Below are 24,974 nucleotides of genomic sequence, written 5' to 3'. Positions count from 1 at the left end.
TCAATTGAGTGAGTCACTGGAGAAGAGCATCATGCCCCAGAATATCGCTGAATTCCGCATCATCGGGCGTGTCGGCAAGATCAACAGGCGAGAAAAGGTCACGTTCGTGAACGTTGCAGCAAATTACAACCGACGTGATGGCGACGAATGGAAGCAGGATACCCTATGGAATAGCGTCGTGTGTTTCTCGAACCTGACCAACCAACTGGAGGTTGCCGGCGTCGGTGATCTTGTCCATATCACAGGACGCGTGCGCGAGGGGCAGCATGGCGACACCAATGATACAGGCTACCGAACAGAGCTCATCGCCGACACCTTTTCGGTTCTGGCCAAAAGTACCGGCGAACAGGTGTGAGGCTCTGGCCAAGCGATCGGCTGGCGGTCGTCACGCCCTTTCAAACTCGGTATGCCGGGATCGGCAGATCATTCGCCGCATTTTCTCCTTTCGTTCTCGGTGCGCATGATTCAGAATCGTCGCATGCCGATCCGTCCGGAACATCGCTGGCTTTATCCGATCGACTGGCCCGAGATCAGCCGGATCGTACGCTTCGAACGTGCAAGTGGTCGTTGCGAACATTGCGGACGGCCGCATGGCCGACACGTTGCTCAGCTCAAGGATGCGAAAGGGGTCTGGTGGGACGCAGACGGGCGTTCCTGGCGGGATGGACGCGGCCGCGTGTTGCGACGGCCTCCCGCTTTTGTTGCTCTAGACGCGATCTGCATCACGCGCAGACCGGTCTACCTGGCCACAGCGCATCTCAATCACGATCCGAGTTTCAGCGGTCCGCGTTGGCGAAACCTCGCCGCCCTCTGTCCGCGCTGCCACATGATCCACGATGCGCCAGAACATCGTCGCCGTCGGTGGTGGAACGCCTTTCGACGCCGCGCGCTCGGCGACCTCTTCACAGGACGTTACGGTTAGCTAGCCGCCCAAGGGCGTTCATGCGGCGACGCCGCGCGCGCACGAGATCAGTTCCTTTCAGTCTTTGGCTCTTCGCTCGCCGTCCAGAGGCGAGGGCGACGATGACCCTGCGGTTCGAAGTTACCGGAGTGTCAGGAAATGATCGCAGTCCAGCACGATGCCGGAGCTCGGCCGATGCCTAGACTGCCGCTCGACGCTGAAGTCCGCGCAAAGACGATCGTCGAGCGCCTTGGCGGGGTATGGCGCGGCACCCGTGGCGAATGCCGATGCCCAGCACATGACGATGTGTCGCCCAGCCTCTCGGTCAGGCTTGGCGATAGCGCCATCCTGTTCCACTGCTTCGCCGGGTGCACCACCGCCGAGGTGCTCAAGGCGCTGCAGCGGCAACGCCTTCATGATCGCGCGCCGCTCGACATGCCTGCCAAGGAACCGCGGCGCGACATGAGTGCGCTTGCGGTTCGATTGTGGCACGCGAGCAAGCCGGTCGTCGGAACGCTGGCCGAGACGTATTTGCGCGCCCGCGGACTGACCGGACCCTATCCGCGAAGCTTACGGTTCAATCCGAAGACCGTGCTTGGCTCTGGCTCCGACAAGCGGGTCATGCCCGCATTGATCGCAGCCGTAGAAAGTGACCTGGGCGTGATCGCGGTGCAGCGGACCTTCCTCGATCCGGTCGACATCCTTCACAAGCCAATCCCGAAGCCCAAAGTTGCGCTCGGACTCCTAGGTACCGGCGCCATCAGGCTTGCACCCGCGACGGACGAACTTGGTCTCGCCGAAGGCATTGAGGACGCACTGTCTGCGATGCACTGGTTCGGTACGCCGACCTGGGCGCTGGGCGGCGTGGAACGGCTCGCATTCGTCGCTATCCCCGAAAAAGTGCGCAGGATCATCGTCTATGCCGATCGCGGGCCGGCGGCAGCGCGGCTCCTTGAGAAGGCACGCGAGCACCTGTCCCGTCACCGCCGTGAACTTGTGGCACATGTGCCCGATGTTCACAACGACTGGAACGATGCCTGGCGCGCCAAGCGCGTTAGAGACTCATTCGCCCGACGATGACGCAGGACGAGGGACCGATTGCCGCAGAGCGGCACTGCGCGGTCGCTCGCAATTAACGGCGGGGTGATGCATCGTCGGAAGATGGCGCGGCTTCGCTCGCCGCCCCATCCCCGTCCCTCTCTCACGGGCAGAGCAGGATTTTGCCGCTTCGTCCGACACGGGCATCGTGCGTGAGCGCAAGACCGATTTCCGCCAGGGGGTAGCGGGCAGCGATCGAGATCGCGGCACGGCCGACCCGTATCTCGTCAAATACAACAGACATCAATTCGTCGAGCTGCGCTCTCGATATGGCATGAACGATATCCCGCAGTCTGAAGTATTGTGCTGTGGTGGCGCCCGTCCCGGCCAGCGGCTTCCCTGACATCAAACCATAATGCAGCATCTGGCCGCCCGGCACGACCGCGGCCGCCAGATCGCATCCCGCGCGGCCGCCAACCGCGTCCATGGCTCCATTGAGCCTGGGCATTGGCGTATCGCTCCAGACCACCTCAGCAGGTTCGCAGCGGAGGCTTTCGGCCGCCGACTGCGAGCGCACGATGGCAACCGCGTGCGCCCTCGTCGATGCGATCATGCGGATCAGGATGCGACCGATTGCCGACGCGGCGGCGGTGATTCCGACCGCGTCTCCTGGCTGCGGGGCCATCCTACGCACCATCAGTAGGGCGGTCAGGGGATTGATATAGGCGGTCGCGGCCTCGTCATCGTCGACATCGTCCGGCACCAGGATGCACCAGTCGGCCGGCAGGACCTTCAACGTCTGCCAGCATCCCGCACTGCCCAAGGGTAACACGCGCCGACCGATTAGCCCGGGATCGACATTGTCGCCGACCTCTTCGATCGTTCCCGTCCCCTCATAGCCTGGCACGAACGGAAGCGACGTTCGCGCAGCATAGGCACCGGCAACGGGGATCAGGTCGGATGGATTGATCGGCGTTGCCGTCATGCGCACGAGAACCTCGCCGTACGCTACCGGCGGTCTGCCGAGCGGTTCGCACGCGAGCACCTCCATCGGAATGCCAAAGCGATGCGCGATCATTCGCAGCGGTGGCTGCGTCACAAGCTTCTTCCTTGTATTGTGTAGGCGCCCACACCGTTGCCTTCGCGGCACCTATCATACTCCTGGCTCGGGCGAGCGACAGCGTGCGCGGTTCGAGGACCGGTGTTAGGATGGTCGAAATCGGACGATTTTGATCATCCTATCACCAGATCCCGGTTCGCTGGATCGCATGCTGGTATGCTGCATCGAGCTATCGAGTCCAAAATCCCCTTCCGCACCGGCTGCCGACGCCGCTCTTACAAAAAGCCGTTCTCATCGTATCGGCCCGCCTTGCGCAGCTGTCGGACGATGCCATTGAATGCAGCGGTTACGCCCTGTGCCCGGCCGATCTCGTTCTCCTGTGCCGCAGCATCCCAGTATAACGACAGCGGCCAGGGCTCCGGACAATGCGGCAGCAGACATCGCAACGCGAGCCGTACCTCGATGCCATCGACGCGTCCTTCCGAACAGCGCGCGACGCCCGCGCGGAGGATATGGACGGAGAGCGCGATCACGACTCGCTGGTGACGTGGCAAGCTCGCCATCGGATCAATGAAAGTCGTGCGACTTGAAGCGCACGACCTGTTCCGGATCCCTGCCGTCGGCATGCGGCGGCCAATAGCAGTCGCGCGGTTCTGGCTTCCACCGGTCGGCGTCATGACCGGGTTCTCCGCGATCGGGAGATCCTGGATGCTGCGCGGCGTCTCCGCGACCGGTCCGAGGCGGGAACGACATGTCGCCGACCTTCATCAGCAGGTCCCCGTACTCGACGATCCGATCGCAGATCACGTGGATCACCTCGCCTTCGCGCTGCACGCGCCCTTTCAACCCGACCATCGACGCCGACATCACTGTGCGATGCTGCGCCTCGAAACGATCCGGCCACAGGATCCCGTTGGCGATGCCGGTTTCATCCTCGATGGTGATGAACAGCACGCCTTTGGCGCTGCCCGGCTTCTGCCGGACAAGGATGATGCCCGCCACCTCGACGTGGCGGCCATCACGGATGGTGCTCAGGTCGGCACAAGAGCGCACGCCTTGTCGGGACAGCTCGTCGCGCACGAAGCTTAGGGGATGTGCGCGAAGCGACAGTTGCAGATTGCGATAGTCCTCGATGACCTCGCGCCCGTCGGTGAGTGGGCGCAGCGCTACCGCAGGCTCGATACCCTCGACGCTGCCGGCAACAGCCGCACGATCGGCGGCCGCGAAGAGGGGCAGCGGCGCCTCCCCCAGCCCCCTCACCTTCCACAGCCCTTGCCGCCGATCGGCGCCGAACGCGTGGAAGGCGTCGCCGTCGGCCAGCTTCTCGATCGAGGCGCGTTGCGCCCCCGATCGGCGCCAGACGTCCTCCACGCTGTCGTACGAGGCGGTTGCCCGAGCTGCGACGATCTTGGCCCCATCGGCGTTGGACAAACCGCGGATCACCCTCAGTCCGAGCCGGACGGCCAGATATCGGCTCCCGGTCGGCTCCAGCGTACAGTCCCAGCGGCTCGCATTGACGCAAGGCGGCCGAACCTCGACGCCGTGCTCGCGCGCGTCGCGCACGATCTGAGCCGGCGCGTAAAAGCCCATCGGCTGCGCGTTCATCAAGCTGGCGCAAAAAACGTCCGGATGATGATGCTTCATCCACGACGACGCATAGGAGATCTTGGCAAAGCTCGCGGCATGGCTCTCAGGAAAGCCGTAGGAACCGAAGCCCTCGAGCTGACGAAAGGTACGCTCCGCGAAGTCCCGTGGATACCCTCGGGCAACCATGCCTTCCACCAGTTTCTCGCTGAAATGGCTGACACCGCCGGTGAACTTGAACGTCGCCATCGCACGGCGCAGCGCGTCCGCCTCAGCCGGCGTGAACCCGGCGCCGACGATCGCAACCTTCATGGCTTGTTCCTGAAAGAGTGGAACGCCAAGCGTCTTTTCGAGAACGGCGCGCAGCTCAGGGCGTGGATACTCGGGGCGCTCAAGACCCTCCCGTCGGCGGAGATAGGGATGGACCATATCGCCCTGGATCGGCCCGGGCCTTACGATCGCGACCTGGATGACCAGATCGTAGAAGCGCCGCGGCTTCATGCGCGGCAGCATGCTCATCTGGGCGCGGCTCTCGATCTGGAATGTCCCGAGCGTATCGGCCTTCTGGATCATGGCGTAGACGCCCGGATCGTCGTCCTGCAGATCCTTCAGCTCCACATGCAGGCCCTTGTCCGCCTCGAGCATGTCAAAGGCGCGGTTCATGCAACCGAGCATGCCGAGCCCAAGCACGTCGACCTTCATGAACTTGAGGCTGTCGATATCGTCCTTGTCCCATTCGATGATCTGGCGGTCCTCCATCGCCGCTGGTTCGATGGGAACGAGGTCGTCGAGACGATCATGGGTCAGGACGAAACCGCCTGGATGCTGGCTCATGTGACGCGGTACACCGATCAGCTTGCGCGCAAGATCGAGTGTGAGACGCAGCCGGCGATCACCGATGTCGAGGTTGAGCTCGTCGACCTGCTTCTCGCCGACCCCTTCGGCGGACCACCCCCAGACCAGGCCTGCCAAGGAGGAGGTGAGATCCTCGGGCAAGCCCATCGCCTTGCCGACATCGCGTACCGCGCCGCGCGCCCGGTAACGAGTGACGACCGCGGTCAGCGCTGCCCTGTCACGCCCATAGGTTTCGTAGATCCACTGGATGATCTCCTCGCGCCGTTCATGCTCAAAATCGATGTCGATATCGGGGGGCTCGCGCCGTTCGCCCGATACGAAGCGTTCGAAGAGCAGTTCATGCTTGATCGGATCGATCGACGTGACCCCGAGCACGAAGCAGACGCACGAATTGGCAGCCGAGCCGCGCCCTTGGCACAGGATCCCACGCCGGCGGGCCTCACGCACGATCGAATGGACCGTCAGGAAGTAGGGCGCATAGCCGAGTTCGCCGATCAGCCGCAGCTCGTGTGCGATCTGGTCGCGATAGGACTTGGGCACGTTTCCGTCGAACATGCCCTCGACCGCTTCGGTCGCGAGTTGCTCGAGCGCCTGTTGTGCAGTCAGTCCCTCAATGACCCGCTCGTGCGGATATTGATATGCCAGTTCGCCGAGGTCGAAGGTGCACATCCGGGCGATGTCGACGCTCGCCTGCAACGCGTCCGGATAATCCTGGAACCTGCGTACCATTTCGTCGGGCGATTTGAGCGCGCGATCGGCGTTGACCTCGCGTCGATAGCCCAGTTCGTCGACGGAGCACTTCTCTCGGACGGCGGTGACGACATCCTGCAGCAGCCGCGCTTCCGGAGCGTGATAAAGGACGTCGCCGGTGACGACCGCGCGTATGCCCGCACCACCTGCCTGTCGCGCGAGCGCGTCGATGCGAACCGCATCACCTGGCCGACGCCGCTGGAACAGCGCCATATAACCCCGCTGCCCGAAGACCGCCTTGAGGTCGGCCAGCGCCTCAAGGTTCTCCTCGTCCGCCTCGTGCGGTAACAGGATCGCGATGACGGCGTCGGACCATGGCGCAAGATCATGCCAGTGCAGCAGACATGCGCCCTTCCCTGCCCGCTTCTTGCCGACCGTCAGGAGCCGCGTGATCCGCGACCAAGCTGGTCGATCCGTCGGATAGAGCAGGAGGCGTCGGCCGCAGGACAGATCGACCCGGGTGCCCGCAATCAGGCGAACGCCGGTCGCTTTCTGCGCCTCCCAGGCCCGGACCACGCCGGCCACGGTCCCGATATCGCTTACCCCGATCGCGGGATATCCGAGCAATGCTGCGGCAGAGAATAATTCCTCGGCAGACGATGCACCGCGCAATAGCGAGAAATGCGTGAGGACCTGCAACTCGACGTAATGGGTCATCCAAAGACCCCATGCATCCACCACGACAGATCGCCGGTGTTGTCCTCGAAGCCGTCGCCGCGCCGGAATACCCAGAACCGGCCGCCCTCCTCATCCTCGACCCGGTAATAGTCACGGATCGCCCAGACCTCGGCGTCACGCCGCCACCATTCGCCATGCACCCGTTCGGGACCATCGCCGGCGACGATCCGATGCACGCGCCCTCGCCATTCGAAGCGGCGCGGAGGTTGGTCCGGCATCAGCGCGATGACCCGGCCGAGGGGTTCGGGTCGAGCAAAGAGCCGGATGGGCCGCTTCCATGCCGGCCATGCGCCCGGCAGAGCGATGGGGTCGGATCGGATCACGGCGCGCTCGGGCACGTGGCTTTCGCGTGGGGCTGCGCGGTAGACGGCCTGGGCACCGATCCGGCCCGCGATCACGTCGACGAGGCGCGCTGGATCGCGCTTCTGTCGGTCGTCGACCAGCACGGCGCCCAGATCCACCGCGTCAAGCGGTTCGGTGTGCGGCGCTACGAGCCGAAACTGCTCGAAACCCAAGCCCGGATCGATCCGCTCGATCCTGAGCTTCAGCAGGCGAAGCAAGTGGGAAACTTCTCGCGTGGGTCGCGAAGTCCCCACGCCGACGATCTGTTCGGATCCATCGACCCGCAGGCCGGCGAACCGCAGCGACCGCGCGCCCAGCCCTCGCGCTTGCAGAACACGGGCAAGATCCCGCAGCAGATCGCCCATCACCTGCTCAATCGCCTCAGCGGTACCGATCGGCTCGAGCAACCGGCATTCAACGCCAGGAACCTCGGCATCCTCGCGGGGCGTGATCGGCTCCGCTACGGCACCCAACGCCTGATCGAGCCGAACGATCGCTGGCAGCCCGAGGCGCCTGGCGAGTGGTCCCCGAGCCACGGGCAGGAGATCTGCAATCGTATCGAAGCCGAAGCGTCGACACGCACGGAGCGCGGAGGGCGCAAGCCGCAAGGCGGCAACCGGCAGCGGCGCTAATGCATCCGCGGTCGCGCCCGAGGGTGCCCGTATGATCTCGCCGCGTCCGTATCTTGCCAGGGCATGCGCCGCTCCACCCGTATCGGCGACCGCGATCCGTGCGGAGAAGCCCGCCCGTCGGCAGAAGGCATGAAGACGGCGGCAGAACAGCTCCTCGCCGCCATGCAGATGCGCGCAACCGGAAAGATCGATCCAGATCCCGTCGTTCGGCGTCGCCGCTGCGACCGGCGACCAGCGTCGTACGGCGAGCAAGGCCAGGCGATCGAGCAACGCGCTATCCGCCTCCGGATCAGCCGGGCGGACGTCGAGGTCCGATACGAGCGCGCGTGCGTGGGTCGCCGCCATGCCCGGATACACGCCCAGGGCGCGCGCCCCATCGCACGCGGCGACGATGTCTTCTCGCCGCCCGACCTTGCCTACCAACGCCAGCGGCGCGTGCCCCAGCAATGGGAGGGGATGGGGCGATGTCGGAGCAGCCTGCACCATGGCCTTAAACGGATGGCTGGCCGCCTCCGACCGGCGACCGAGTTCGCGTACGGGGGGACGCGCATGCGTTGGAAGCGCTGCGATCTGTGCCTCAACAACAGCCCGCGTCGGCAGCCCTTGCCGCGCCCACCGGGCGCCCGGACGCCATCCGCCGCCCCGGGGCACCGAACAGTCCCCCGGATCGTCGTCGATCGGCACCTCGAGGACAGACCGTTCAGGCTGCTGCAGAGCGGACCGTTCCAGCCGCCTCAGCCGATCGATGGCTAAGGTCGGCAGGAACAGCGAGACGACCCGTCTCATCGCTGCCCTCCACGATCATGGTGAAGCTCTCGCCACCACGTTGGCGGCTGCACTCCAGCGAACAACGCGGACGACCCACCCCCGCGACCGCGAGGCGCTGGGACGAAACGGACCCGATGCGCCAGCGCGTCCAGGCTGCGGACGGCTCGTTGAAGACTTCCTGGCCGAGACGGCGCGCGCGGCGAAGGAGAAGAATGGGTATGTCGGCATCACCCGCGACGAGCTGCAAGCGTCGCGTCGCGACCATTGAAACCTTGCTCGCCTCGGCGACGATCGCACACGGCGTGCCGTCACGCACCGCGTCCTCGACCACCGCCAGGAGCGCGGTATCGTCCCTTGGCTGGGCATAGATCACGCTTGCGGCCGGCAGCCCCGCTTGCTCCAGCGCCGGCGCGTAGAGATCAGTGCGGCAGCTCACCCATAACACCAGACCGCCTGTGGCGATCGCTTCCCGCGCGGCGATGCCGGCGAGGAAGAGCGTTGCGGCCGCATCATCGGCGAGCGAGGGGCTGCGCGGCGTAGCTTCGTGCAACGCCCCCGCCCGTAAGCCCCCTCCCCCCAGCCGTGCGTCGAGCGCCGCGATGCCAAACGGCATGACCCTGAAGTCGGTCGCCGGCGAAGCGATCCTGCGCAAATGGTCAATGCCGGGGACGGCAGGATGAAGGGCGGCGGACATATCAGCTAGACTCAGTGTGTTCCCTTTATGTTCCGTAAAGTTGGCATTCGCGTCAAGACGATTCCGTGCGGCGGCATGGGACGGGTCGTGTGCGATCAAACCCGAGCTCGCCGGTCGATTCTCGCCAGGCCGACAAGAGGGGAGGCCGCCTCCGGCGTGTCGATCCGGTGATGAACACCGGACGGAAGAACGGAGTAACCTCGATGCGCCACCTACCCGCAGCCCGCCTCCTCGATGCTTCCGAGCTGGAGTTTGCCGCGCCATCGATCACGGCCGCCAGGGCGCTCGCCGTGATCATCGCCAGGAAAGACCCGGTAAAGCGGGAGTCGTTGCTGTGGCTTATGGAACAGGCGCACGGCACGTCCTCAGCCGACGGTCGCTGGTCACTGCGCGACGCCTATGACGTGCTGGAACTGGCCCAGGTCCTTTACCTCGCGACCGCGGACTTGCCCGCAGGGCCTGCGGCCTGCCTCGCGGAGCTCAACGGGCTGGTGTCCAACCTGCCGACCCATAGTGTGCGCAGCGAAGAGCAGATCGAGCTCCAGCAATTCTCAACGCCCGCGCCGCTGGCCTTTCTGGCGGCCCTTGCCGCGCGCATCGGGTCCGACGATCTCGTCCTCGAGCCCTCCGCCGGTACCGGGCTTCTGGCAACCTTCGCTCACCGGGCCGGCGCACGCCTTGTCCTCAACGAACTCGACGCGACCCGCGCTGCGATGTTGTGCGCCGCTTTTCCCGACACGACCGTCACCACGCATGACGCCGAGCTGATCCACGACTTTCTCGACCCGGTCATCCGGCCCACTGCGGCCCTGATCAATCCGCCGTTTTCGCGGAGCCTGGGGCGCCATGCCGATCCGCTCGCGGCCTTCCGACATCTCCGCTCGACATTGTCCCGGCTTTCTGTTGGCGGACGGTGTGCGGCCGATCTCCCCGAACGGGTCGATACGTCAAGTCGAGCCTGGAAAAGGGCGACGGAGGGCTGCGCACTGACGTTGCATCTTGCGCTGCCCCCCAATGCCTATGCGAAGCACGGTACGGGTCAGGCTGTGAAGATCATGGTCCTCGAGAAGGGGCGCTCAGGAGAAGCAGAGCTGATCCGTTGCTCCACCCTCAGCGATGCCCTCGGACATATCGTGGCCTTCCCAGCGCCTACACGGGTCGCGGCGCCTTCATCGCCGGTTCCCAGGCCGTCGTCGTTGCTCGGTGCTCTTGCGGCTCGTCCCCGGCTGGCGACGCCACTTGCCCGCCCTACGCCCTCTGCCGTGATGCGGGACATCTCCTATGCGGTGCTCGACGATCCGGCACCGGTAGGCGAAGCCGCTGGCGTCTACCTTCCCTATCGACCAAGCCGCATTGTGATTGAGGACGCCGCGCAGCATCCAACCGCCTTGGTGGAATCGATCGCAATGGGGTCGATCACCGCACCGCAACCGCATTATGCGCCGAACCTTCCCGTCGCCATTCTCGAAAGCCAGGTCCTGTCGGACGCGCAGCTCGAGACGCTGATCTACGCTGGTGACGCCTTTCAGCGCGACCTTCCCGGCCGATTTCATCCCGGCGAGGAAGGCCTGACCCTGATTCCGGACGATGAAGGTCGCCCGTATCGGACGGGCTTCTTCCTCGCCGATGGAACCGGGGCGGGAAAGGGTCGGCAAGTCGCGTCTATCATCCTCGATCATTGGCTCCGCGGTCATCGCCGGCACGTCTGGATCTCGAAGACCGAAACGCTCCTTGAGGACGCGCGACGGGACTGGACCGCGGTGGGAGGACTCGCACTCGACATCCAGCATCTCAACCAATGGAAGCTCGGTACGGCCATCGGCGCCGGAGAGGGCGTCCTCTTTCTCACCTATGCGACGCTGCGATCGAGCCGCGGCGATAAGGGCAGTCGCCTCCAGCAGATCCTCGACTGGGCGGGTGATAGCTTCGAAGGTATGCTCGTCTTCGACGAAGCACACGAGATGGCCGGTGTAGCTGGAGGCGAAGGCCGGTTCGGCACGAAGGACGGATCGGATCAAGGCATCGCAGGCGTGCGGCTGCAGAACCTCCTTCCACGCGCGCGAGTCCTCTACGTCTCGGCCACCGGTGCCTCCGATGTGAACAATCTTGCCTATGCGACCCGCCTCGGCCTGTGGGGTCAAGGTACCGCCTTCGCGGATCGCCGCGCCTTCGTTGAAAGCTTGCGGCGCGGCGGTATGGCGGCCCTCGAGCTGATCGCGCGCGACCTCAAGATGCAGGGGCTGTACACGGCACGCGCGCTGAGCTTCGCGGGCGTGGAGTACGACATCCTCGAGCATCAGCTCACCGACGATCAGATCGCCGTATACGACGCCTATGCCGATGCCTGGGCGATCATCCACGCCAATCTTCGTGCCGCACTGGACGCAACGCGGGTCACCGACAGCTTTTCGAAGGACACGTATAACGGGGGTGCAAAGGCGGCCGCGCTGTCGATCTTCGAATCCACGAAGCAGCGCTTCTTCGGCCAGCTTCTGATCGGCATGAAGCTCCCCGCCCTCATTCCCGCCATGCGCACCGATCTGGCGCGCGGTGACAGTGTGGTGGTCCAACTTGTCTCGACATCGGAAGCGATGCTCAATCGCGCACTGGCCGGGCTCGGCTCACAGGAACGCGGCAATCTCGACATCGAACTCTCACCCCGCGAGTTTCTGATGGACTATCTAATCGCGGCCTTCCCCGTTCGTCAGATGAAGACCTTCGTCGATGACACCGGCAAGACCCGGTCGGAGCCGATGTGCGACGAAGCGGGTCATCCGGTGTTGAGCCAGGAGGCGCTCGAGATGCGCGACACCCTGGTCGAGCAGGTCGGTGCGCTGCCGATCGTCGAGTCCGCCCTCGACCATATCATCGGTCATTTCGGCCCCGACGCCGTCGCCGAGGTCACCGGCCGTAGTCGGCGCATCATCGTTGACGTCGGTGGTCGGCAGCGAATTGAGAACCGTTCAGCGCGCACCAATCTCGCCGAAACGGACGCCTTCATGCGTGGTGCGAAGAAGATTCTGATATTCTCGGATGCAGGCGGCACCGGTCGCTCGTACCACGCGAGCCTTTCAGCCGAGAACCAGTCCCGGCGTATCCATTATCTCCTCGAGCCGGGCTGGCGTGCCGATGCGGCGATCCAGGGCCTCGGTCGAACCCACCGGACCCACCAGGCAGCGGCACCGCTTTTCCGACCGGTGTCCACCGATTGTCGAGGCGAACGCCGGTTCATTTCGACGATCGCGCGACGGCTCGACAGCCTTGGTGCACTGACCCGCGGCCAACGCCAAACGGGGGGGCAAGGACTTTTCGATCCGCGCGATAACCTCGAGAGCGACTATGCACGAGAGGCGCTCGAGACATGGTTTCGCTTGCTCGCCGAGGGCAAGCTTCGCTCGATCACCTTCGCCACGTTCCAGCAGTTGACCGGGCTCGAACTCGAAGGTGAAGGTGGCGGATTGAGGGAGGATCTACCCCCCATCCAGCGCTGGCTCAATCGCATCTTGGCACTGCGCGTCGCTCTTCAGAACGCCATCTTCGACGAATATCTCGGCCTGATCGAAGCCCGGGTTGAAGCGGCTCGGGAGGCTGGGACGCTCGACGTCGGCGTCGAGACCATCAACGCCGAGCGAATTACCATTCTCGATCGAACGGTGATCAGGCGCGATCCGGTCAGCGGAGCCGAAACCGAGATCCTGCGCCTCGAAACAGAGGAACGCTACAAGCCTATCTCCCTGGAACAGGCATTGCGCCGCCTCGGCGACGATGCGCGGCCGATGGTCAATCGGAAGTCCGGCAAGGCGGCCATCCGCTGCACCACCTTTTCCCTCACCGATGATGACGGCGAAATTGTCCGCCGCTTCGAACTCATCCGGCCGACCCGAACCGAGCGGATGCGCCAGGACCTGCTGCTCGAGACCATGTGGGAGGAAGCAAGCGAGGAAGAGTTCTCGACGCTTTGGTCAGCCGAGGTCGACGATCTGCGCGGCAAAACCCGCACCAGCACCATCTATCTGGTGGCCGGCCTGCTCCTGCCTGTTTGGGACCGCCTTCCGGACGACCATGTCCAGGTCTGGCGTATCACCACCGACGATGGCCAGTCGTTCCTCGGACGTCTGGTGCCTGCGCCGGTCGTCCCGAAACTTGCCGCCGCTTTCGGGATCGAGGCAGCGATCGTTGTCTCAGGGGAGGATACCGCCAAACACGTGCTGGGCACCGGCGAGATGGCGACGCTTGGCAGCTACAGGCTGAAGCGCAGCCTGGTGGCAGGTGAGCATCGGCTCGAACTGCTCGACTGGCCATATTCGCGCCTCGGGGAGTTGAAGGCGGCCGGGTGTTTCACCGAGATCATTCAGCACAAGACCCGCCTGTTCATTCCTGTCCGGGCGGCCAGTGCCGTGATCGAGCGGATCGCCGTTTGATCACCCGCACGGCCCCGGCGTCACTCATTGGGGGCATAACATAGAACGAGCACGAAACGGCGCTTCGCCTATCGGAAAACCCGGCCGGGTTGACTGTCGCGCATATTGGCCATCCGGCATGGATTGTCGTGTCGAGATCGCGAGGGGCGCGAACAGTTGTCTTAAAACTGCTATTTGGCACCGGGAATCAGGTGCGTTCCGACAGGCTCAAGCGTCCCGTTTCCCCGTTGGTCCGGCGCCATTCCGGGAAAAGGCAACCGGGAACAGAATTTGGGAAAGCCTACCGCAGTAGCACTGATCAAACTGCACGGGGTACACCGTCATTCTCGATCAACCTTCCTTTACGGGAACGCCGATCAGGCTCTGGTTAGCTCAGTTTTGCGCGTGATAGTCCAATGCTCCAGTCGTTTGTAGACGATCACCTTGTCGCCGATCAGATCTCCATACCGGCGACAGAAGAGGTCGAGCTGATCGCGATCGCCGACCAGTTCGACACAGATCGTCAGATGCGGATCGGCAATTTCCGAGCCGTTCTCCCGGATCGGTTCGTGATTGCTGAAGCCGTAATGGGTATTTTGCGCGACGGCGTTGATGATGCCGTCCGCCTTCGCGGTGCGAATCAGCTCGCGATAGAGCGGCTTTGCCCCCCAGAAGCGACGCGGGCCGATCTTGTCGGACGGTTTCAGATAGATGCGCAGCATCCCGACTTCGCGGTGATGGACGGTGAAACGATTGGGCATGACGGGCTTTCGACAGGAAACAGGATCAGGCGCGCGTGCGCCGGCGAGAAGCGCGGTGCGTGCGGGCATCGCGCAGGGTCGCGTCGGGTGTGAGGTGTGCGGCAGGTACCTTTGGCACAGCGACGCGCTGCGACAGGTAGATGCCGTTGTGGCCTGAGCAGAGGTAGGCGACGAAGCACGCGACTGCGATCGGCACCGTATAGGCCGCGCCGAACAACTCGATCCCCATGAACGTGCAAGCCAGCGGTGTGTTGGCCGCGCCCGCGAACAGCGCGACGAAGCCGATCGCTGCGAATAGCCCCGACGGTACTCCGAACATCGGCGCGAGCGCATTGCCGAGCGCCGCGCCGATAAAGAACAGCGGCGTGACCTCGCCCCCCTTGAAGCCCGCGCTCAGGGTCACGACGGTAAAGAGCAGCTTCAGCGCCCAGCTCCACGAGTGCGTATCGGGACCAAAGAAGCTGGCGATGGTCAGGCTGTCCGGTGTCGCGGCGAGCGTACCCAGGCCAAGATAGTCGCGGGTTCCGAGCAGCCAGACCAGCGCAATCACGGCCAGCCCGCCGATAACGGGTCGTAGTGGGCCATAGGGGATCACGCGCTTCAACCATCCGCCCAGCGCGTGATTGGCCTCGGCAAAGGTCAGCCCGGTCAGACCGAAGGCAATGCCGGCGACACCGGCCTTGGCGACGAGCAGCGCGTCGACCGGCACCAGCGCATCGACATGGTAGACGCCGTGATGAATGCCCCAGGCAAGACAGGTCCAGTCACCGACCAGCGCCGCGACCAGGCATGGCACCAGCGCGCGATACTCGACCCGACCGATCGCCAGCACCTCCAGTGCAAAGACCGCGCCCGCAATCGGCGTCCCGAAGACCGCGCCGAACCCAGCCGCGATCCCGGTCATAAGGAGGGTGCGTGTCGCTTCCGCATCCAATCTGAGCGCGCGTCCAAACCCGCTGGCAAGACTGCCGCCCAACTGCACGGCGGTGCCTTCACGTCCCGCCGATCCCCCGAACAGATGTGTCACGACCGTGCCGAAGAAGATGAGCGGAGCCATGCGCAGCGGCACGCCGCCCCCCGGTTCGTGGATTTGCTCGACGATGAGGTTGTTGCCGCCTTCGACCAAGCGCCCTGTCAGATGGTAGAGCAGTCCGACCACGAACCCGCCGATCGGCAGCAGGTAGAGCAGCCAGGGAAAGGCGAAGCGAAGCCGGGTTACGGCGTCGAGGCTCCGCAGGAAGGCCGCGCAGAGCGTTCCCACCGCTGCGGCCATCGGGACCAGGATCAAAGCCCACCGCAGTACCGACGTGGCATGGGTGCGGCGATCGCGAATGAACGCTGCCATGTTGAACTGGTCATAGAGATTGCGAAATGTCGCGCGCACGATTCCTCCTTGCTGCCTTGCGGCGCCTGGTAGGAATCATCGGCCCTTGCGAGGGCGGTTCGACCGAATGGCCCGGCGGAAATCCATCGCCGTGCCTGCGCATATGCTGTCCGACCGCGACCCGGTCAACCAACCGCAGAAGCATGAGACTATCGTTTTGGTGAGGACCGATAAAATGGCTTTGGCCACGGAATAAACCCCGACGAGCATCGTCTACGCTTTCGAGACCGATGCGCTGGAGGCTTATGCGTAGACGAGATTGGATGCTGGGTCTGACGGCTTCGGCCCTACTTACCGGCGCAGTCGCGGCCGCCCCCGCCGATGGCTACGCTACCATGATGTCTGTCGCGATGGACCGGATGATGGCGGGCATGATGGTCAAGCCGTCCGGTGACGTCGACCGCGACTTCGTGGCGATGATGCTTCCGCATCATCAGGGTGCCATCGATATGGCGGTGGCGGAGCTGCGCTACGGCCATAACGAGCAGCTCAAGCGCATCGCGCAGGAAATCATCATCGATCAGCAGCAGGAGATCGCCGCCATGAAGCTGGCGATCGGCCAGCCGCTACCGCCTTCGACGCCAGCCCCGACGCAGGGCGGCGACCACCATAGCCCTATGGAGCACTGACATGATCCGGACCATCCTGCGCTCGGCCGCCTTGCTGATGAGCGCCGCACCGGGCCTCGCCATGGCCCAGCAGGCGCCGTGGAACGCTAAGGACATGCCCGTCAGCCACCGCGACCGCGTCTATGCGTCTGAACAATTCTCCAACACGGTGTCGGTGACCGACCCGGCCGACAACCGGCTGCTCGGCGTCATCAAACTCGGCGATCCCCAGCCGATGAACTTCTCCCCGCTCTACAAGGGACAGGTGCTGGTTCACGGCCTGGGCTTCTCGCCGGACGGGAAGACCTTGGCGGTCGTGTCGATCGGATCGAACGCCGTGTCGTGGATCGACACCGCCACCAACACCGTCAAGCACACGACCTATGTCGGGCGCAGTCCGCACGAGGCGTTCTTCACGCCGGACGGCAAGGAGGTGTGGGTCACGGTCCGCGGCGAGGATTATATCGCCGTGCTCGACCCCACGACGTACAAGGAGACGGGGCGCATCAAGACGCCCGGTGGTCCGGGCATGACGATCTTCTCTCCCGATGGCCGGTACGGCTATGTCTGCTCTTCGTTCAATCCGGTATTGGCTGTGTTCGATGTCGCGACCCACGCGCAGGTCGGACAGGTGGCGCAGCCAAGCCCCTTCTGCCCCAACATCGCCGCGACGCCGGACGGCAAGCAAGTGTGGTTTACGCTGAAGGACATCGGCAAGACGGTCGCATTCGATGCTCGGCCACCCTTCGCGATCCTGAAGGTGCTGGATACCGGGCCTATCACGAACCATGTCAATTTCGCCCGCACGGCCAAGGGGCAGTTCGCGTATGTGACGGTCGGCGGAGAGAATGTGGTCAAGGTGTTCCGCACGTCCGACTTCACGCCGGTGGCAACAATTCCGGTCGGCAAGATGCCGCACGGTGTTTGGCCATCGGGCGACGGCCGGCGCGTTTATGTCGGGCTAGAGAATTCCGATGAGCTGGCCGCGATCGACACTGCCGGCAACACGGTCGTCGCTACCGTGCCGGTCGGACAGGCACCGCAGGCGATCGCCTATGTGTCGAACGCAGTTCCGACAGGCCCCGGCACCGACAATCTCCAGCCGCTCGGCACAGCGGGCAAGGCGCTGCATCTGACCATGGGGCCGATTGGCGGCAAAGGTACGGCAAGCAGCATCACCCTCTTCGACCAGGGCATCATTCAGGTCGTGCAGAGTGCCGTTACCGGTTTGCAGCCCAAGAAGCCTTACATGCTCGTACTGACCGCCAATGCGGACGGCAGCGGCGCTGTAGAGCCGCTTGCGAACTTCATGAGCAACCCGGCAGGTGCGGCGATCGTCAACGCATCGGGTCCGATCCGCCAGATCGTTCAGGGCAGGACCGCGACACCCCGGCGCTTTCTGGCGGTTGCGGAGGTGGTGAACGGCGCGCCGGGGCGCATCGTGCAGGTGCAGCGCGACTGAGATGGACCCGCTTGCCGCCGCGATCGAACCGCTGATCCCCGGGCTGCGCCGCTATGCCCGGTCGTGGTTGCGCGACCGGGTGATGGCGGATGACGTGGTGCAGGATTGCCTGGAGCGCGCGGTCGGGCGCTGGCGACAGCGACGGGGTGCGGAGGTCCGCCCGTGGGTCTATGCGATCCTGCACAATTTGTTGGTCGATCATCAGCGGCAGCATAGCCGGCGAGGTACGGCGGTTCCGCTCCACCTCGTGGACGACGCCGCGCTCGGCCGCCCGGCCGATCAGGACACAGGCCTGCACCACCGCGACCTGCTGCGCGCGCTTGATGCGTTGCCTGAAGAACAGCGAACGGTGCTGCTCCTGGTCTCGGTCGAGGGCCTGCCCTATGCGGAGGTCGCTGCCGTAGTCGGCGTGCCGCTGGGCACGGTAATGTCGCGCATATCGCGGGGGCGCGACCGTCTGGCGACCCTCCTCCGGGAGGGTGAACGGCCGCGATTGAGGAGCGTGCAATGACCAGCCCGATCGGCGAGGACGATCTGGCCGCATGGATCGATGGCAGGCTGTCGCCCGAGCGGCAGCGCCTGGTCGACGCCTATCTTGAAGGCCAGCCGGACGTGCATGCCCGTGTGCGAGAGCAGGCGGAGCAGGCGCGAGCCCTTGCATCCCTGTTCGCCCCCGTCGCGGATGAACCGATCCCGGCGACGATGCGCGTGGCAGCGATCAGGGGACGGCAACGGCAACCGCGTTGGCAGCTCGCCATCGCCGCGTCACTTCTGCTGGCGTTGGGGTTTGGCGGTGGCTGGTCGAGCGCGCGGTGGAGCGGCGAACCCCGCGCGGGCATCGCGGCGCTGGCCAACGAGGCGAGTGATAATTTCCGTGTCTATGCCGCCGACCGGATACGACCGGCGGAGATCGGCCCCGACCAGCGCGCCATGCTGATCCGATGGACCTCCGCTCGATTGGGTGAGCGCGTCACGATCCCGGACCTCAGCACGGCCGGCTATCGCTATGGCGGGGGGCGACTGGTCGCGACGCCCCACGGCCCTGCGGCACTGCTCCTCTACGACGGACCGCAAGCGTCGAAACTTGCAGTGCTGACGAGGCCCATGCAGATCGACAAGACCGCGAGCATGACCAGCACGTCCAGCGGGACCATGGGCCGGGTCACATGGGCGGTCGACGGGATCGGCTATAGTGTGGTGGGCGAGCGACCCGCGGCCGAACTGCATCCGATCGCCGATGAAGTCCGGCGTCAGGCAGATGCCGCGCTTGTGTCCTGATAGCGCCTTGCCGCCTCCCGGCGCCGACGGGCACCGGGCGGTCCAGCGCGATCACGGCTTGCGCTCGACATCCTTCCTGTCGGTCTCGGCCGGCGTCAGACGGGCTCGCTCGCGGATGCGGCGTTCCAGCGGCGCGCCGACGAACAGGACGAGCATTGCAAGGCTCACCCCGCCGATGATGAGCGGCCACACCGCCAACCCTGCTGCCGCGCCGATCGTGGCTGTCACCCAGATGCACGCGGCGGTCGCCAATCCATGCACTTCCTGACCCTGGCCGACCCGCAGCACCGCACCGGCACCGATGAAGCCGACGCCGGACAGAATGCCCTGCATCGCCCGTCCTGCGGCATCGGCGTTCACGTTCGGCAAGCCACTATGCACGATCGCCTGAACGGCGATGCAACTCGCCAGACCGACCAGACCCAGCGTCCGCAGGCCCATGATCTGCCGGTTCTCACGCGAGCGTTCCCAGCCGAGCACCATCCCGGCCGCGGTCGCCACCACCAGCCGGCCAATCGCATCGATCCAGAAAGCGACGTCCGGTGCCGCTGATGCTTCGATCATTCGACCAGCACGTGAACGTGATGCCAGGCGGTGCACAGATAGCCGGCGAAATTCCACATCGTATCCGGCCGCTCGGGCTGTCCCTGCCCGGTCTCGTCGAAGGCACGGGCGACAAGGTGCTGGCGTCCCTTGGCAAGTGTGGCGTCAAGGATCCAGCGCCGCCAGCCCCAGCGCGTCTCCGGATCATCGGCGAAGGTCGCCTGTTGCCAGTCGCGACCGCCGTTCACCGACACTTCGATCCGAGAAATACGGCGGTCATAGGCAATGGCATATCCCTCAATCCGCACCTCTCCGGCGGCCAAACTCTCGCCCGCACCGGGCGAGCAGATCGCGGCGTTGAGCGGCATGGCATTGATCGTCAGACCCTGGCTCCAGTCGACGGTGTCGCTCGTCACAGCGGCGGGGAAGAGCTTGTAGTCGTGCGCCTGGATCGGTGCCTCGGAGGGCGTTTCACGCACCTCGATCCGTGTCAGCCATTTGGCGCTGCGGACCCCGGCATAGCCAGGCACCACCATGCGGAGCGGGGCGCCATGTTCGGGCGTCAGCGGCTCGCCATTCATCGCCCAGGCGAGGAGTACGTCGGGCTCCCGCGCCTTGCTCATGGCGATCGATACCCCGAACAAGGCTTCTTCACCCTCCACGTCCACCTCGTCCGCGCCGGTGAACGCCACGAACAGCTCGGACGCATCCGGCGCGCCGACCGCATCGAGCACATCGGCCAAGCGTACGCCGGTCCACTCCGCATTGCCGATCGCGCCTACGTCCCACGGATCGCCGGAGGTGTTGGCGACCTGCTGGAGATCGGTACGCCGGTTGCCGGCGCACTGGAGAACCGCCGTTACCGTGCGCGTGGCAAACGTGCTCTTCAGTTCCTGCACCGAGAAGAAGCGGCTCGCCATGCCCCTCCCGCTCACCTCGATCCGATGATTGGCGGGCAGATCCGGCACCGGCCCGTGGCTGCGCACGTAGAACAGCGCCTGCGGCGTCAGAAACCGCTCGATCAACGCACCGGGCGTCGGCTTGGCATTGTAGGGATCAGAACTGCGCTCGATCATATCGGTCATGGACGATCAAACGTCGCGGGCACGCGTAACGCTTCAAGTCTTCGAGACCATCGCAGACGAAAGGCTGCCGACCATTCCGATATCCAGATTGGAATGACCATATCAAACGGTTGGTCGTATCGATCTAAGTACGCGATATATGATGCATGACTTTGGAGCAGCTCAGAATATTCGTCGGTGTCGCGGAGCGCGAACACGTCACCAAGGCAGCGGAGGCGCTGAACGTCACGCAGTCTGCTGCCTCCGGGGCGGTTGCGGCCCTCGAAGCGCGCTACGGCGTTCCGCTGTTCCACCGCGTCGGGCGTGGCATCCAGCTTACCGAGGCAGGCCGCGGCTTTCTGGAGGAAGCGCGCGCGGTGCTGGGGCGGGCAGCGCATGCCGAGACGATGCTCGCGGACTATGCCGGGCTCGCGCGTGGTTCGTTGCGGATCGTCGCCAGCCAGACGATCGCGAGCTATTGGTTGCCGGCAAAGCTCGCCGCCTTCCACGAACGCCACCCACAGATCGCGGTCGAGCTGGCGATCGACAACACCGAAGGCGCGGCAGCGCAGGTGTTGAGCGGCGCGGCGGAACTCGGCTTTGTCGAGGGCGAGGTGGACGAACCGGCGCTTGCCCACTGGAATGTCGGGCATGACCCAATGGTGCTGGTCGGCCGCGAGGAAGCCGAACGCATCGACGAGGCCTGGCTGCGCACTACACGCTGGATCGTCCGTGAGCAGGGATCGGGTACGCGCTCGACTTTCGAGGACGTGCTGCGAACGCGCGGGTTTGATCCGGCCCAGCTGACGATAGCGATGACGCTGCCGTCCAACGAGGCGGTGCGCACCGCCGTTGAGGCCGGTGCCGGCGTTGCCGTCTTGTCGCGATTGGTCGTCGCGCGCGCGCTCAAGGCTGGCGATCTCGTCGAGCTGCCGCTCGGGCTGCCCGACCGCGCCTTTCACGCGCTGCGCCACAAGGAACGCTATCGCACCCGCGCGGCCGACGCGCTGACGGATCTCATCAAGGAGCAGGTCGCATGACTGCCGACACGCACTCCGTTCTCAGCGGCCTCAAGCCGCTCAGCCGGCTCGATCACCCCCGCGAGATGATCCGCCAGTTCACGCCCAACTGGTTCGCCGCGACGATGGGCACGGGCATCCTTGCCCTCGCGCTGCCGCAGGTGCCCGGCATCGGGCCTTCGCTTAAACCTGTCGGCGAGGTGTTGTGGTTCTTCAATATCGCGCTCTTCGCGCTGTTCGCCGGCCTCTATGGCGCGCGCTGGGTGATGTTCGGGCACGAGGCGCGGCGCATCTTCGGGCACAACACCGTGTCGATGTTCATCGGGACCATTCCGATGGGGCTGGCGACGATCATCAACGGCTGTCTCGCCTTCGGCATCGCGCGGTTCGGAAATGGCATCGTGCCGGTCGCGCATATCCTGTGGTGGATCGACGTCGCCATGTCGCTCGCCTGCGGCGTGCTGATCCCCTACCTGATGTTTACCCGCCACGAGCACAGCCTGGACGGCATGACCGCCGTATGGCTGCTGCCGGTCGTCGCTGCCGAAGTGGCGGGCGCCAGCGGCGGGCTGCTCGCGCCGCATCTAACCGATCCCCACGCGCAGATAGTGACGCTCGCGACCTCCTATGTGCTGTGGGCCTATTCGGTGCCGGTCGCGTTTGGCATCCTCGCCATCCTCATCCTGCGCATGGCACTCCACAAGTTGCCGCATGAAAGCATGGCGGCATCTTCCTGGCTGGCGCTGGGGCCGATCGGCACGGGTGCTCTGGGCATGCTGGTGCTCGGCGCGGATGCGCCGGCGATCCTCACCGCGCACGGGCTAGCCGGCGTCGGCACCGTCGCGCAGGGGATCGGCGTTGTCGCCGGGCTCTGCCTTTGGGGTTTCGGCCTGTGGTGGCTGGCGCTCGCGACGCTTATCACCATCCGCTACTGGCGCGCGGGCGTGCCGTTCAACCTCGGCTGGTGGGGCTACACCTTCCCGCTCGGCGTCTACACCGTCGCCACCTTCCGCCTCGGCACGACGCTGAACCTTATGTTTTTCGGTATCGTCGGCACGGTGCTGACGGTTGCGCTCGCGGCGATGTGGCTGCTGGTCGGTGCCAAGACGCTAGCCGGTGCATGGCGGGGCAACCTGTTCGTCTCGCCCTGCATCGCCACCCCGAACTGATCCGCCATGATGATCGGATCAGTCGGTCCGATCACTTGCAGAATGCCCCTTCGATCCGCCAGCGTGACTGGCCACAGGAGAGCCTTGTCATGGACAATTTCGACGCCGGGCTGGCGAGTGAGACCAGCCGTCGCCGCTTCCTCAGCCATGCCGCGCTCGGCACCGCCGGCCTTGCCGCCGCGCCGGCACTGGCGCAGCAGCTCGTCGACCTGAAGCTGCCCGGCGGCAATGCCGAGCGGCCGATGACCAGCGCCTTTCCCGGCAAGGGCAGCATGATCCTCCAGCGCGTCCATCCACCCTTGCTGGAGACGCCGATGGAGGTCTTCGACAAGTCGGTGTTCACGCCCAACGACCAGTTCTTCGTCCGCTGGCACTGGGCCGACATACCGACCTCGATCGACGTCGAAAGTTTCCGCCTCAACGTCTTCGGCCACGTCAATCGGCCGCTGTCGATCAGCCTCGCTCAGCTGCTGCGCCTTCCACGGGTCGAGATGGCGGCGGTGAACCAGTGCTCGGGCAACAGCCGCGGGCTGTTCCAGCCGCGCGTCGCCGGCGCGCAATGGGGCAATGGCGCGATGGGCAACGCCAAGTGGCTCGGCGTTCGCCTGCGCGACGTGCTCGACCTCGCCGGGGTCAAGGCAGGCGCGGTGCAGGTGCGCTTCGGCGCTCTCGATCAGCCGGTCGTGGCGGGCGCTCCTGACTTCGAGAAGGCACTCGACATCGACCATGCCCGCGACGGCGAGGTCATGATCGCCTTCGGCATGAACGGCGAGCAACTGCCGCTCCTCAACGGCTTTCCCTGCCGGCTGATCGTGCCGGGCTGGTACTCGACCTATTGGGTCAAGATGCTGAACGCGATCGAGGTACTGCCCGGCCCTGACGACCAGTATTGGATGGCCAAGGCCTACAAGATCCCCGCGACACCCGGCGCGAATGTCGCGCCCGGTGCCAAGGACTTCCCGACCGTACCGATCAATCGCATGATCCCGCGTAGCTGGATGACCAGCCTGCCCGATGGTCAGGCGATCGCCTATGAAGCGTCGATCCCGGTCGGCGGCATCGCAATGGGCGGCGATTGCGGCGTCGCCAAGGTCGATGTGTCGTCGGACGGTGGCCGCACCTGGTACAGGACGACGCTCGGAGCGGACGAGGGCAGGTACAGCTTCCGGCGCTGGGACGGGCGGGTGCCGCTGAGACGCGGGCCTAACCCCATCATGGTGCGCTGCTGGAACACCAACGGTGTCGCTCAGCCGATGAAGCCGATCTGGAATCCCGGCGGGTTCATGCGCGGCAACATTGAAACCACCACCATCATCGCGGCCTGAGGAGCGAGCAAATCATGAAGACTCCGTCTCCCGGCATGATGGCTGCTGGCCTGATCGGCCTGACCGGCATCATCCTCGTCTCGATCGGCGCGCCGAGCAGCCGCAAGGCGCCCGTTCCGATCTCCGAGATGTCTGAGCCGGCGCCGGCCGCCAGCGTGTCAGCGCGCGGCTTCTCGCTTGCCTCGACCAGCGTCGACCTGCCGGCCGACGACGCGACCTACCCCGACGGTCCGCACGCCGACGTCATCAATGCCAATTGCACCTCGTGCCACTCAGCCAGCATGGCGCTGACCCAGCCTGCGCTATCGGCGGATCAGTGGAAGGCGACCGTCACCAAGATGCGTGAGGTGTATAAGGCGCCAGTGGCCGAGAAGGACGTCGATGCGATCGTTGCTTATCTCACCGCTATGCCGAGCCAGAAGGTGGCACCCGCGACCGGCAAGGCGCAGGACCCGGACCCCAAAGTGGCTCCTGATGTCTCAGGTGGAACCGGCTAACCGATCTACTTCCATAATCCCGAAATACCATCCCAATTGGGACGCTAAACGGCGCGCTGACGTGGCGTTAGACCCCATGACTGCCGGAGCCTTGGAGGCTCGAATCTGAGATGCTGATGATGGATTTGTTAGCAGCGGAGACGAGTCATGACGGAGGCAGTG

At 64.9% G+C, this 24,974-nt stretch carries 21 protein-coding genes and 1 riboswitch; of the genes, 12 read left to right on the top strand and 9 right to left on the bottom strand.

What is annotated here, in order from left to right:
• Nucleotides 1–31 precede the first annotated feature (31 nt).
• The 3 genes from GGQ89_RS14080 to GGQ89_RS14070 all read left to right on the top strand — a co-directional run bounded on the left by GGQ89_RS14080 (nt 32) and on the right by GGQ89_RS14070 (nt 1,981).
• The gene (locus GGQ89_RS14080; protein ID WP_043061535.1) at nt 32–355 is read left to right on the top strand and encodes a single-stranded DNA-binding protein; all 324 of its coding nucleotides are present in this window, start codon (nt 32–34) and stop codon (nt 353–355) included.
• A gap of 105 nt (nt 356–460) precedes the next feature.
• Nucleotides 461–922, top strand: coding sequence for a hypothetical protein (locus tag GGQ89_RS14075; protein WP_244955794.1), 462 nt, complete (start codon nt 461–463; stop codon nt 920–922).
• A 138-nt stretch (nt 923–1,060) separates the two neighbouring features.
• Nucleotides 1,061–1,981 (top strand): DUF7146 domain-containing protein, encoded by a 921-nt coding sequence (locus GGQ89_RS14070; RefSeq protein WP_240456351.1) that lies wholly within the window; start codon nt 1,061–1,063, stop codon nt 1,979–1,981.
• Nucleotides 1,982–2,102: 121 nt separating this feature from the next.
• On the opposite strand, the gene GGQ89_RS14065 is transcribed toward GGQ89_RS14070, so the two are convergent.
• The 5 genes from GGQ89_RS14065 to GGQ89_RS14045 all read right to left on the bottom strand — a co-directional run bounded on the left by GGQ89_RS14065 (nt 2,103) and on the right by GGQ89_RS14045 (nt 9,302).
• Complete coding sequence (locus GGQ89_RS14065) at nt 2,103–3,038, bottom strand: zinc-dependent alcohol dehydrogenase family protein (protein WP_133178099.1); 936 nt, start codon at nt 3,036–3,038, stop codon at nt 2,103–2,105.
• 236 nt (nt 3,039–3,274) lie between these two features.
• Complete coding sequence (locus GGQ89_RS14060; RefSeq protein ID WP_241768967.1) at nt 3,275–3,532, bottom strand: hypothetical protein; 258 nt, start codon at nt 3,530–3,532, stop codon at nt 3,275–3,277.
• A 34-nt stretch (nt 3,533–3,566) separates the two neighbouring features.
• Nucleotides 3,567–6,845, bottom strand: coding sequence for an error-prone DNA polymerase (locus tag GGQ89_RS14055; RefSeq protein ID WP_116462973.1), 3,279 nt, complete (start codon nt 6,843–6,845; stop codon nt 3,567–3,569).
• The gene (locus GGQ89_RS14050) at nt 6,842–8,626 is read right to left on the bottom strand and encodes a DNA polymerase Y family protein (RefSeq protein WP_241768968.1); all 1,785 of its coding nucleotides are present in this window, start codon (nt 8,624–8,626) and stop codon (nt 6,842–6,844) included. Before GGQ89_RS14050 ends, GGQ89_RS14055 begins: the two co-directional genes overlap by 4 nt.
• Entirely contained in the window at nt 8,541–9,302 is a 762-nt protein-coding gene (locus GGQ89_RS14045) for an ImuA family protein (RefSeq protein ID WP_174521628.1), read from the bottom strand. Before GGQ89_RS14045 ends, GGQ89_RS14050 begins: the two co-directional genes overlap by 86 nt.
• A 203-nt stretch (nt 9,303–9,505) precedes the next feature.
• On the opposite strand from GGQ89_RS14045, the gene GGQ89_RS14040 reads away from it, so the two are divergent.
• A complete protein-coding gene (locus GGQ89_RS14040) occupies nt 9,506–13,723 on the top strand; it encodes a strawberry notch family protein (RefSeq protein ID WP_184106166.1) in 4,218 nt (1,405 codons plus the stop codon).
• Between the two features lie 356 nt (nt 13,724–14,079).
• Here the strand turns inward: GGQ89_RS14040 and GGQ89_RS14035 are convergent, their stop codons facing one another.
• A complete protein-coding gene (locus GGQ89_RS14035) occupies nt 14,080–14,532 on the bottom strand; it encodes a DUF190 domain-containing protein (protein ID WP_240456350.1) in 453 nt (150 codons plus the stop codon).
• Complete coding sequence (locus tag GGQ89_RS14030; RefSeq protein ID WP_116462976.1) at nt 14,489–15,847, bottom strand: voltage-gated chloride channel family protein; 1,359 nt, start codon at nt 15,845–15,847, stop codon at nt 14,489–14,491. The genes GGQ89_RS14035 and GGQ89_RS14030 overlap by 44 nt, the downstream gene beginning before the upstream one ends.
• A gap of 23 nt (nt 15,848–15,870) precedes the next feature.
• Nucleotides 15,871–15,947, bottom strand: a riboswitch (Fluoride riboswitch).
• 145 nt (nt 15,948–16,092) lie between these two features.
• Here GGQ89_RS14030 and GGQ89_RS14025 point away from each other — a divergent pair.
• The 4 genes from GGQ89_RS14025 to GGQ89_RS14010 are packed head-to-tail and all read left to right on the top strand — an operon-like array spanning nt 16,093 to nt 19,195.
• Nucleotides 16,093–16,476 (top strand): DUF305 domain-containing protein, encoded by a 384-nt coding sequence (locus GGQ89_RS14025; protein WP_093667159.1) that lies wholly within the window; start codon nt 16,093–16,095, stop codon nt 16,474–16,476.
• Nucleotide 16,477: 1 nt separating this feature from the next.
• On the top strand, nt 16,478–17,917 hold the full coding sequence (locus GGQ89_RS14020) for a YncE family protein (protein WP_043061556.1): 1,440 nt from the start codon (nt 16,478–16,480) through the stop codon (nt 17,915–17,917).
• A 1-nt stretch (nt 17,918) separates the two neighbouring features.
• On the top strand, nt 17,919–18,428 hold the full coding sequence (locus GGQ89_RS14015) for an RNA polymerase sigma factor (RefSeq protein ID WP_007406239.1): 510 nt from the start codon (nt 17,919–17,921) through the stop codon (nt 18,426–18,428).
• Complete coding sequence (locus GGQ89_RS14010; RefSeq protein ID WP_007406229.1) at nt 18,425–19,195, top strand: anti-sigma factor family protein; 771 nt, start codon at nt 18,425–18,427, stop codon at nt 19,193–19,195. The genes GGQ89_RS14015 and GGQ89_RS14010 overlap by 4 nt, the downstream gene beginning before the upstream one ends.
• A gap of 51 nt (nt 19,196–19,246) precedes the next feature.
• Here the strand turns inward: GGQ89_RS14010 and GGQ89_RS14005 are convergent, their stop codons facing one another.
• Together GGQ89_RS14005 and GGQ89_RS14000 are read right to left on the bottom strand one after the other, a co-directional pair.
• A complete protein-coding gene (locus GGQ89_RS14005; protein ID WP_007406274.1) occupies nt 19,247–19,759 on the bottom strand; it encodes an MgtC/SapB family protein in 513 nt (170 codons plus the stop codon).
• The gene (locus GGQ89_RS14000; RefSeq protein ID WP_043061557.1) at nt 19,756–20,823 is read right to left on the bottom strand and encodes a molybdopterin-dependent oxidoreductase; all 1,068 of its coding nucleotides are present in this window, start codon (nt 20,821–20,823) and stop codon (nt 19,756–19,758) included. The genes GGQ89_RS14005 and GGQ89_RS14000 overlap by 4 nt, the downstream gene beginning before the upstream one ends.
• A gap of 146 nt (nt 20,824–20,969) precedes the next feature.
• On the opposite strand from GGQ89_RS14000, the gene GGQ89_RS13995 reads away from it, so the two are divergent.
• The 4 genes from GGQ89_RS13995 (at nt 20,970) to GGQ89_RS13980 (ending at nt 24,812) form a co-directional block, all read left to right on the top strand.
• Nucleotides 20,970–21,842 (top strand): LysR family transcriptional regulator, encoded by an 873-nt coding sequence (locus GGQ89_RS13995; protein WP_007406272.1) that lies wholly within the window; start codon nt 20,970–20,972, stop codon nt 21,840–21,842.
• The gene (locus tag GGQ89_RS13990) at nt 21,839–22,990 is read left to right on the top strand and encodes a TDT family transporter (protein ID WP_007406242.1); all 1,152 of its coding nucleotides are present in this window, start codon (nt 21,839–21,841) and stop codon (nt 22,988–22,990) included. The genes GGQ89_RS13995 and GGQ89_RS13990 overlap by 4 nt, the downstream gene beginning before the upstream one ends.
• Nucleotides 22,991–23,079: 89 nt before the next feature.
• Complete coding sequence (locus GGQ89_RS13985) at nt 23,080–24,315, top strand: molybdopterin-dependent oxidoreductase (RefSeq protein ID WP_007406293.1); 1,236 nt, start codon at nt 23,080–23,082, stop codon at nt 24,313–24,315.
• 14 nt (nt 24,316–24,329) lie between these two features.
• On the top strand, nt 24,330–24,812 hold the full coding sequence (locus tag GGQ89_RS13980; protein WP_007406258.1) for a c-type cytochrome: 483 nt from the start codon (nt 24,330–24,332) through the stop codon (nt 24,810–24,812).
• The last annotated feature ends 162 nt before the right edge of the window (nt 24,813–24,974 follow it).

Source organism: Sphingomonas yabuuchiae, assembly GCF_014199595.1.
Classification (GTDB): Bacteria; Pseudomonadota; Alphaproteobacteria; order Sphingomonadales; family Sphingomonadaceae; genus Sphingomonas; species Sphingomonas yabuuchiae.
The sequence above is the reverse complement of the archived record's forward strand: the minus strand, read 5'-3'. Positions and strand labels throughout refer to the sequence as shown.

Bases quoted from the DNA above. Each gene is read 5' to 3' on its own strand.
- GGQ89_RS14080 (WP_043061535.1), top strand. From the start codon at position 32: ATGCCCCAGAATATCGCTGAATTCCGCATCATCGGGCGTGTCGGCAAG.
- GGQ89_RS13995 (WP_007406272.1), top strand. From the start codon at position 20,970: ATGACTTTGGAGCAGCTCAGAATATTCGTCGGTGTCGCGGAGCGCGAA.
- GGQ89_RS13985 (WP_007406293.1), top strand. From the start codon at position 23,080: ATGGACAATTTCGACGCCGGGCTGGCGAGTGAGACCAGCCGTCGCCGC.
- GGQ89_RS14015 (WP_007406239.1), top strand. From the start codon at position 17,919: ATGGACCCGCTTGCCGCCGCGATCGAACCGCTGATCCCCGGGCTGCGC.
- GGQ89_RS14020 (WP_043061556.1), top strand. From the start codon at position 16,478: ATGATCCGGACCATCCTGCGCTCGGCCGCCTTGCTGATGAGCGCCGCA.
- GGQ89_RS13990 (WP_007406242.1), top strand. From the start codon at position 21,839: ATGACTGCCGACACGCACTCCGTTCTCAGCGGCCTCAAGCCGCTCAGC.
- GGQ89_RS14000 (WP_043061557.1), bottom strand. From the start codon at position 20,823: ATGACCGATATGATCGAGCGCAGTTCTGATCCCTACAATGCCAAGCCG.
- GGQ89_RS14045 (WP_174521628.1), bottom strand. From the start codon at position 9,302: ATGTCCGCCGCCCTTCATCCTGCCGTCCCCGGCATTGACCATTTGCGC.
- GGQ89_RS14035 (WP_240456350.1), bottom strand. From the start codon at position 14,532: ATGCCCGCACGCACCGCGCTTCTCGCCGGCGCACGCGCGCCTGATCCT.
- GGQ89_RS14040 (WP_184106166.1), top strand. From the start codon at position 9,506: ATGCGCCACCTACCCGCAGCCCGCCTCCTCGATGCTTCCGAGCTGGAG.
- GGQ89_RS14010 (WP_007406229.1), top strand. From the start codon at position 18,425: ATGACCAGCCCGATCGGCGAGGACGATCTGGCCGCATGGATCGATGGC.
- GGQ89_RS14055 (WP_116462973.1), bottom strand. From the start codon at position 6,845: ATGACCCATTACGTCGAGTTGCAGGTCCTCACGCATTTCTCGCTATTG.
- GGQ89_RS13980 (WP_007406258.1), top strand. From the start codon at position 24,330: ATGAAGACTCCGTCTCCCGGCATGATGGCTGCTGGCCTGATCGGCCTG.
- GGQ89_RS14005 (WP_007406274.1), bottom strand. From the start codon at position 19,759: ATGATCGAAGCATCAGCGGCACCGGACGTCGCTTTCTGGATCGATGCG.
- GGQ89_RS14025 (WP_093667159.1), top strand. From the start codon at position 16,093: ATGCGTAGACGAGATTGGATGCTGGGTCTGACGGCTTCGGCCCTACTT.
- GGQ89_RS14070 (WP_240456351.1), top strand. From the start codon at position 1,061: ATGATCGCAGTCCAGCACGATGCCGGAGCTCGGCCGATGCCTAGACTG.
- GGQ89_RS14075 (WP_244955794.1), top strand. From the start codon at position 461: ATGATTCAGAATCGTCGCATGCCGATCCGTCCGGAACATCGCTGGCTT.
- GGQ89_RS14050 (WP_241768968.1), bottom strand. From the start codon at position 8,626: ATGAGACGGGTCGTCTCGCTGTTCCTGCCGACCTTAGCCATCGATCGG.